The sequence below is a fragment of the Vicinamibacteria bacterium genome, assembly GCA_035570235.1.
Lineage (GTDB): Bacteria > Acidobacteriota > Vicinamibacteria > Fen-336 > Fen-336 > DATMML01.
Map to the genome: position 1 here is coordinate 1 of DATMML010000118.1, position 7,050 is coordinate 7,050.

At 66.8% G+C, this 7,050-nt stretch carries 8 protein-coding genes and 1 tRNA gene; 8 read left to right on the top strand and 1 reads right to left on the bottom strand.

All coding sequences use genetic code 11. The annotated features are described in order from the left end of the window. A partial coding sequence (locus VN461_21235) for a transposase (protein ID HXB57302.1) occupies nucleotides 1–684 on the bottom strand: 684 nt, incomplete at its 3' end. A 614-nt stretch (nucleotides 685–1,298) separates the two neighbouring features. Here VN461_21235 and VN461_21240 point away from each other — a divergent pair. From VN461_21240 to VN461_21275, 8 genes are all read left to right on the top strand, one after another. Beyond that, nucleotides 1,299–1,568, top strand: a complete 270-nt coding sequence (locus tag VN461_21240; protein HXB57303.1) for a hypothetical protein — start codon at nucleotides 1,299–1,301, stop codon at nucleotides 1,566–1,568. Nucleotides 1,569–1,600: 32 nt separating this feature from the next. Continuing rightward, nucleotides 1,601–1,858 (top strand): acyl carrier protein, encoded by a 258-nt coding sequence (locus VN461_21245; protein ID HXB57304.1) that lies wholly within the window; start codon nucleotides 1,601–1,603, stop codon nucleotides 1,856–1,858. Nucleotides 1,859–1,876: 18 nt separating this feature from the next. Then, nucleotides 1,877–3,130 carry a beta-ketoacyl-[acyl-carrier-protein] synthase family protein gene (locus VN461_21250; protein HXB57305.1) on the top strand — a complete coding sequence of 418 codons (1,254 nt, stop codon included), beginning with the start codon at nucleotides 1,877–1,879 and terminating at the stop codon, nucleotides 3,128–3,130. Nucleotides 3,131–3,326: 196 nt separating this feature from the next. Next, nucleotides 3,327–3,986 (top strand): DUF5612 domain-containing protein, encoded by a 660-nt coding sequence (locus tag VN461_21255; protein ID HXB57306.1) that lies wholly within the window; start codon nucleotides 3,327–3,329, stop codon nucleotides 3,984–3,986. Nucleotides 3,987–4,335: 349 nt separating this feature from the next. Next, nucleotides 4,336–4,602 carry an acylphosphatase gene (locus VN461_21260; protein HXB57307.1) on the top strand — a complete coding sequence of 89 codons (267 nt, stop codon included), beginning with the start codon at nucleotides 4,336–4,338 and terminating at the stop codon, nucleotides 4,600–4,602. Between the two features lie 8 nt (nucleotides 4,603–4,610). After that, nucleotides 4,611–5,144, top strand: coding sequence for an adenine phosphoribosyltransferase (locus VN461_21265; protein HXB57308.1), 534 nt, complete (start codon nucleotides 4,611–4,613; stop codon nucleotides 5,142–5,144). Nucleotides 5,145–5,423: 279 nt separating this feature from the next. Continuing rightward, complete coding sequence (locus VN461_21270) at nucleotides 5,424–6,746, top strand: integrase arm-type DNA-binding domain-containing protein (GenBank protein ID HXB57309.1); 1,323 nt, start codon at nucleotides 5,424–5,426, stop codon at nucleotides 6,744–6,746. Between the two features lie 19 nt (nucleotides 6,747–6,765). Continuing rightward, nucleotides 6,766–6,857 (top strand) — tRNA-Ser (locus VN461_21275). Nucleotides 6,858–7,050: the final 193 nt, after the last annotated feature.

Genomic DNA, 7,050 nt, shown 5'->3' on the forward strand with positions numbered 1-7,050 from the left:
TCCCCGCGAGCCCCTCTTGGCACGGGAGAGATCCCGACTCCGCCTCTTGAGCTGTTTCAGCCTCCTTTCCAAGTACCGGGGCGGCGCGACCTTGGTACCGTCGTCAAAGGTGACGGCCGCAGAGAGCCCCGCATCCAAACCTACTACACGATCGACCGTGGGGAGGGGTATGGTCTCCCGATCCATGGCCATGGACACGAAGTATCGCCCCGCCCCGTCGCGCTTTACGGTCACCATCTTCGGTCGCCCAGGGGGTACCCGAGACCAGACGAGCTTCACGCCCCCGAGGCGGGGCAGGACCAGGCGCGACCCCGCGACATAGGAATTCTTGAGTCGTTTATCGAGCTGATAGCGGACTGCCTGCTCCCCGCGCCGCTTCTTGAAGCGCGGGTAGCGGGCCCGCTTGGCATAGAAAGCCTTAAAGGCCCGGTCCAGGTCCCGAAGCGACTGGGTGAGCACGTAGCTCGAAACTTCCTTTAGCCAGGGCACCTCGCCCTGCTTCAGCTTGGTCACTTGGCGAGAGAAATCCACACCGGTGACCCGCTCCTGCCGCTCGCGCCAGGCCCGGGAGATCGTTTCCAGGCCACGGTTATAGACCCAGCGCGCGGCCCCGAACTCCCGGGCCAGCCGGCGCTGCTGCCGCGGCGTCGGGTACGCCCGGAACCGGTAGGCGCAAATCGCCACTCTCGTGCTCAGCCTTCATCAAGAGGGCGCACCGGGCCTCTGCTCTCCCAACCGGCCCGGGCGCGTCCCTCGCCAACTCCGAAGCATTACACTAGAGGTGGTCAGGCGAGGTCCGAGGAATAGTGCCGAGGAGCAGGCTGGCCCGCTAGCTCAGGCGTCAACCGCAAGTGCGGCGCGCTTTTGGACGCCGGCGGCACCGGGGATCCCCAACGCGGAGATCGCGGGGCTCACCACTGTCCCGATCGCGGAGAGCTCTATGCGGCCACCCACGGTCGAAGCGCCTGCTCGCTGGCTGATTCAGCGACGGGGGCCCGGGCGGGGTGGTGCGGGCGGGCCCTGTGTTTGCTTTTGAGCGGCTGAGCTCGAGACGGGGCTCGCCCTCGCCGACTCGCTTGGGCGGCGGCGGTGGGTACCCGAATAGGTCGCTCAGAAGGAGCGTCCTGTTCTTTGGGGCCATGACCCGTTGAACCCGAGACTGTACCGAACTACATTGGTGGCGAGATGATTCCCGGACGCCTCGCGGTGGCCATATGACAAGGATGGGTTCGAAGCGCCCGCGATCGAGGTCGGGGTCGGGCGCGCTTGTGGTTCAGCGCGTGCAGACGGGGGTCCGGATGGAGAAGCGGATCCTCAAGGTCTTGAAGGCGCTGGCGGAACTGCATGACATCACCCTGGGGGACCTCCTGGAGGGCATTGTTCTTCACTCCTTCGAGGGCAAGCAGCCCTTCCAAGCGGAGAATTTGCGCACGATCCAGAAGCTCAAGCAGATCTATCGCCTGGACCTCGATGCTTCAGCGAGCCACAGGATGGCGGAAGCTAGAGGCGGCGGGGGCGGGCGGGAAAAGGGAGGGCGTCAAGGTCGATCCACGGTCATTCCTGAGTGACAAGGGCTCGGCCCGCGGGTGATAATCCTCCTGTGCGTGCCGAGACCTTCGACCGCGTGCGTGGCATCATCGCCCGCTTCCGGAGCCTCCCCCTTGAAAAGGTGAGCGAGGATTCGCGACTCCAGGAAGACTTGGAGCTTGACTCGCTAGACGCTCTCGACCTGATTTTCGAGATCGAGGAGGAGTTCAAGGTCTCGGTGCCGGATGATCGGGTCAGCGAGTTCCGGACGGTGCGGGCGGTCTGCGACGGCATCGAGGCGCTACAGAACACGGCCGCTCCTGCCCGCTGAACGGGGACGGTGGCCGTGATGTCAGGCCAGCGGGTAGTCGTGACCGGCCTCGGCCAAGTCTCGTCGCTGGGCTGCGACCTCACCTCCTTCGCGGAGCGGGTGTTCACGGGACGTCCCGGGGTCGAGCGACTGCAAGGCCTTGACGCTCCCGGCCTTGAGGACCCCATCGGTGCCTCCGTTTCCGGGTTCGAACCCGGAACCTGGCTGCCCGCACGCGTCCTGGCGACCACGTCGCGGGTTGCTCAGTACGCCTGTGCGGCGGCGACACAGGCCCTTGCGGCGTCGGGTCTGACGCCGTCGCAGCGCTCCCGGGGCGGAGTGTTCGTGGGCTCCGGCTTCGGCCCCATCGCGGAGACCGAAGAGACCTACCGGATATGCTTTACGAGCCCGGGGACGCGTCCGCGGCCCACGGTCATCCCGACCGCCATGGCGAACGCGCCTGCGGCGCTGCTCGCTGCCCGGTTTGGGCTGCGCGGACCCAACCTGACGCTTTCGGTGGCGTGCGCCGCTGCCACCCATGCCATCGGCCAGGCGTTCCGGCTCCTGCGCGCTGGGGATGCGGACGTCATGCTGGCCGGCGGGGCCGAGGCGCCCCTCACTCCCATCGTGCTGGCGGCCTGGAACGCAATGCGGGTGCTCGCCCCCGCGGGGGATGATCCCGCGCGAGCCTGTCGGCCCTTCGGCCGCGATCGCCAGGGAATCGTGATCGGGGAGGGGGCGGCGTTCCTCGTCCTAGAAACGCTCGCACACGCGGAGGGACGGGGGGTGCGGGTGCTCGGCGAGGTTCTGGGCTACGCCGCGAACGCCGATGCCGGGCACGTCACCCATCCCGACGCCGAGGGTGTGAGGTCGTGCATGGCGGGGGCTCTCGAGGACGCCCAAGTGAAACCGGAGGCGGTTGGCTACATCAACGCCCACGGGACGGGAACCAACGTGAACGATCAACTGGAGGCGGAGGCCATTGCCACCCTGTTCGGTGCCCAAGCGCCCCGCCTTCCCGTAAGTTCCACGAAGGCGGTGCACGGGCACGCCATGGGGGCCTCGGGTGCCCTGGAAGCGGTGGCCACGGTCCTCGCCCTTGAGCAGGGTCGTCTTCCACCCACGGCAAACTTGACGGAGGTCGATCCCGGCCTACCGGCCCTGGACTACCTCACGGCGACCCGTGCGGCCCCTGTAGAGACCGCGCTCTCGAACTCCTTTGCCTTTGGAGGCAACAACGCGGTCCTGGTGCTGGGCCGCGCCCGCCAACGCGTGGGTCCCCATTCGACCTAGCGTGGGCCACGCGTTCCTCGGCCGGGAAATCTGACGGCGGGATTGGTGTTCTCCTTGACGACCTCGCAAATCAAACCCCGCCGGCCGCGCTCAGTCCGGTCCTGACCGGGACCGACGTCGGGGAATGAGTCGGGCCTCCCCAGGATCGGCGCGGGTATACTCGTTGGGCCAGATGGTCCAAGGGCGCGGGGGGCGATTGGCCGATCGGACAATCGGTGTAGCCGTGAAGGCCCAGAGCGGCCCGGGCGTGCTCCACCAGCTCTCGGGTGTGATTGCTCGCCACCGGGGCGACATCACGTCGGTGGAGATCGTGGAGCGGAGCCCAAACGAGAGCCTCATATACTTCGAAATCGATCTCCCCGCCGGCCCCGCCGCCCTGACCGAAGAGCTTCGGGGCCTGCCCGTCGTGCAGTCCGTGGAATTGGTGGAGACGTTCCAGAGGATCTACGGCAAACGCATTATCATCATGGGGGGCGGGGCCCAGGTTGGGCAGGTCGCGATCGGTGCGATTTCGGAAGCTGACCGCCACAACATCCGCGGCGAGCACATTTCCGTGGATACCATCCCGCTGGTGGGCGAGGAGGCTCTGGCGGCTGCGGTTCGTGCCGTGACCCGGCTGCCCCGCGCGCGGGCCCTGGTGCTGGCGGGCTCCCTGATGGGCGGCGAGATCGAGCAAGCGGTGCGGGAGGTGCGAGCCCAGGGCCTGCTCGTCATCAGCCTGAACATGGCGGGGGGCGTGCCGGAAGCCGCGGACTTGGTGGTGACGGACCCAGTCCAGGCGGGGGTTATGGCCGTCATGGCGGTGGCGGACACCGCTAAGTTCAGCGTCGAGCGCCTGAAAAGACGCTCGTTTTGAGGGTCCGGCTCTGATCGGGGGGAGTGGGCGTCAGAGGCTCTGGCCCGCGTCACGGGCGACCGGAGTGTCGGTCTCGTCCCTCTCAAGGAGGTCCGGGCCTAGCGGGCTCGGTGCGAGGGGGGGTGAGGGCTCTCGGTGGCGAGAGGGACTATCCCGTCTAGTTTGACGAGAGCGCGCTCGCGCATCCCACAATCTCAGTCCCGGCAGGGGTAAGGGGGACTCAGATCCTCTTGGCGCCGGAGGACTACGTGCGTGCCACGCGAGCCACGGTGGTCGCGATCACCAAGGACCGGGGTGGACCGGCACGGGACGGCTCACGGCTATGGTAGTCTCGCCCGAAGGAGGTGAGGTGGCCGCGTATCGGTTCCTGGTACAAGGGCGGGTGCAAGGTGTCGGCTACCGCTACTTTGTCCTCCGGCAAGCGGAGGCGTTGGGAGTGGCCGGCTACGCTCGCAACCGGGACGACGGGACGGTGGAGGTCGTAGCGGAGGGTTCCGAGGAGACGCTGCTCCACTTCGAGGGCCGGCTACGGGAGGGTCCGGCCTTCGCCCGGGTCGAGGGGCTAGAGCGCGCAGCCATCGCTTCTCGCGGCGATCAGGGCTTTCACATTCGCTAGGAGCTGGCATGGACCTCCAGGCCGACATCGATTCCTTGAAGGCAGCGATTCGCGACGTCCCTGATTTCCCGAAAAAGGGGATCGTCTTCAAGGACATCACGACCCTCCTGAAGGACCCCGTGACATTCCGGCGAGCCGTAGACCTCTTCGTAGTTCTCTGTGGGGGAGAGAGGGTGGACAAGGTCGTGGCCATCGAGAGCCGGGGCTTCATTCTGGGCAGCCTGGTCGCCAGTCGGCTGGGGGCGGGCTTTGTGCCGGTGCGGAAGCCGGGCAAGCTGCCGGCGCGGACGGTAAAGGCCACCTATGACCTGGAGTACGGGACGGACTCCCTCGAGATCCACGAGGATGCCGTGTCGGCCGGGGAGCGCGTGCTCATCGTAGACGATGTGATTGCAACCGGAGGAACGGCCCGGGCGGTGGGAGACCTCACGAAGAAGCTGGGCGGCATCGTCGCGGCCTACGCCTTCCTGGTCGAGCTGACCTTCCTCAATGGACGCGAGAAGCTCATGGGGTATAGGGTGAATAGCCTCATCCGTTACTAGGATCACCTGCAGGCTGCTTCCCCTTGTGGTAGTCTCGAGTCTCCGAGCGTTGCCCGCGCGCCCATAGCTCAGCAGGATAGCAGTATAAGCCTCCTCTGCAAGCCCCTTGCTCCCCACGGTTTTGCAGCCATTTCTGACCGTAAAGGCTTGACCTAGCAGGCCTTCCTGTCCTACACTACCCTGCGCGGGCTTGAGCATGCCTGGGCGTGCTTTTTCGCCGGGAGTGGTAGCCAGGTGGTAGCCCGAGCCGTAGCTCAACTCCGAAGGGAGGCGTAGCTCATGCGTGAGGTCCTGACGCCGGCCCTGGTAGCCCGGCTACCGGTAGCCCCGGGACGGACGCGCACTCTCTACCTCGACCAGCACAAGGACGCGCCGCGTGGCTTCGGCCTGCGTGTCACGGCCGCGGGCGAGCGGAGCTACTACTTGGTCAAGCGCGCCATGGGGCGGAAGGTCTGGTGCCGCCTCGGCGATGCCGCAACGCTCACGCTGGACAAGGCCCGGGAGGCTGCTCGGGCGAAGGCCGGTGACCTCGCCCGCGACATTGACCCCACCGCTGTGAACCGCGCCGTGCGGAAGAGGGCTGCGGAAGAGCGAGCGGCTGCCGCGCGTGAAGCCGAGGCACCAACCATCGCGGAGCTGGTCCGCCGCTACATCGAGACCCGAAGGCTCGCGCCCAACACGGCGCGAGAGTACCGGCGGACGCTCGCCAAGGACATCGAGCCCTCCGCGCTCGGCAGGATGAAGGCGAAGGACGCCGTGCAGGCCGACGTGCGTCTCTTCGTAAAGAGGCTGGCCGCTCGTGGCAAGCACCAAGCCGATCGCGCTTTCCAGCTCATACGCTTTGCACACAGGTGGGGCGCGGGTGAGGAGGTCGCCCCGCGGGTAATGCTCGTGGACCGGGATCCCACGGCGGGAGTGGACCGGCCGACTGTGAAGGGCGAGCGTGAGCGCCGCCGCTCCCTCATTAACGTGCGGGCCACGACGGACACCGAGGCCTTCGCCGAGGTCAAGAAGTTCTGGCTCGGCACCGAGACGATGAAGGCAGTCCCACGAGCCTACGTCCGCTTGCTATTGCTCCTCGGCCTGCGCCGCACTGAGGCTTCGCTGGCGAGCTGGGATGACATCCGCCTAGGTGGGGACGCGCCCGTGTGGCACATCGCCGCAGAGCACCGCAAGGTTAGAGTCACGCGCCGCGACCCCGAGCGGGATTCGTTAGACGTGCCGCTGCCCCCGTTGGCCGTGAGGATCCTAGGTGAGCTACACGAGCTAGCCGCCCACGCGCCAAGGGTCTTCCCCCACCTACACCATCAGGCTGTGACCGAGAGTATGAGAGCCCACACGGGTATAGGTGACATCGCGCTCCACGACCTGAGACGTACGTGCGCGTCCGGCATCTTGCGCCTCGGCGGCCCGCCTCACATCCTGACGGATGTGCTCGGGCACCGGCAGCGAGGTCTCGCCGACTCTGACGCGGTATACCTGCAAGGCCGGCGCACGGAGGAGTACCGCGAGTGGCTGAGACGCTGGGCCGAGAGGGTCGAGGGGTTGGCCGGCGGCGCCGCGAGAGTCCCACTCGTAAGGTCCAAGCGTCGGCGAGGGTGACGCCCGTCGTTCGAGATGACGGTTGGGGTAAGCGGTCAGCCGAGTCACAACCGTCCCGCAGCATGGTTCGGGACCAAGAGGTCGGAGGTTCGAATCCTCTCGCCCCGACCATTTAAATTCATACAGTTAGGGTCGTAAAGGGAGGGGCTCGAAAGGGCCCCTACGCGTTCCGGGCTAAGCTGGGGCTAGCCCACTCCGTGGCAGCCCTGGTCCGTGGCGTTCGACGACCTCCGTGGTTCGCCGGAAGGTGCGTTGGGTTTATCCTGACGAATGAGAGCCTCGAGATCACCGCGAGAGTCCTCCG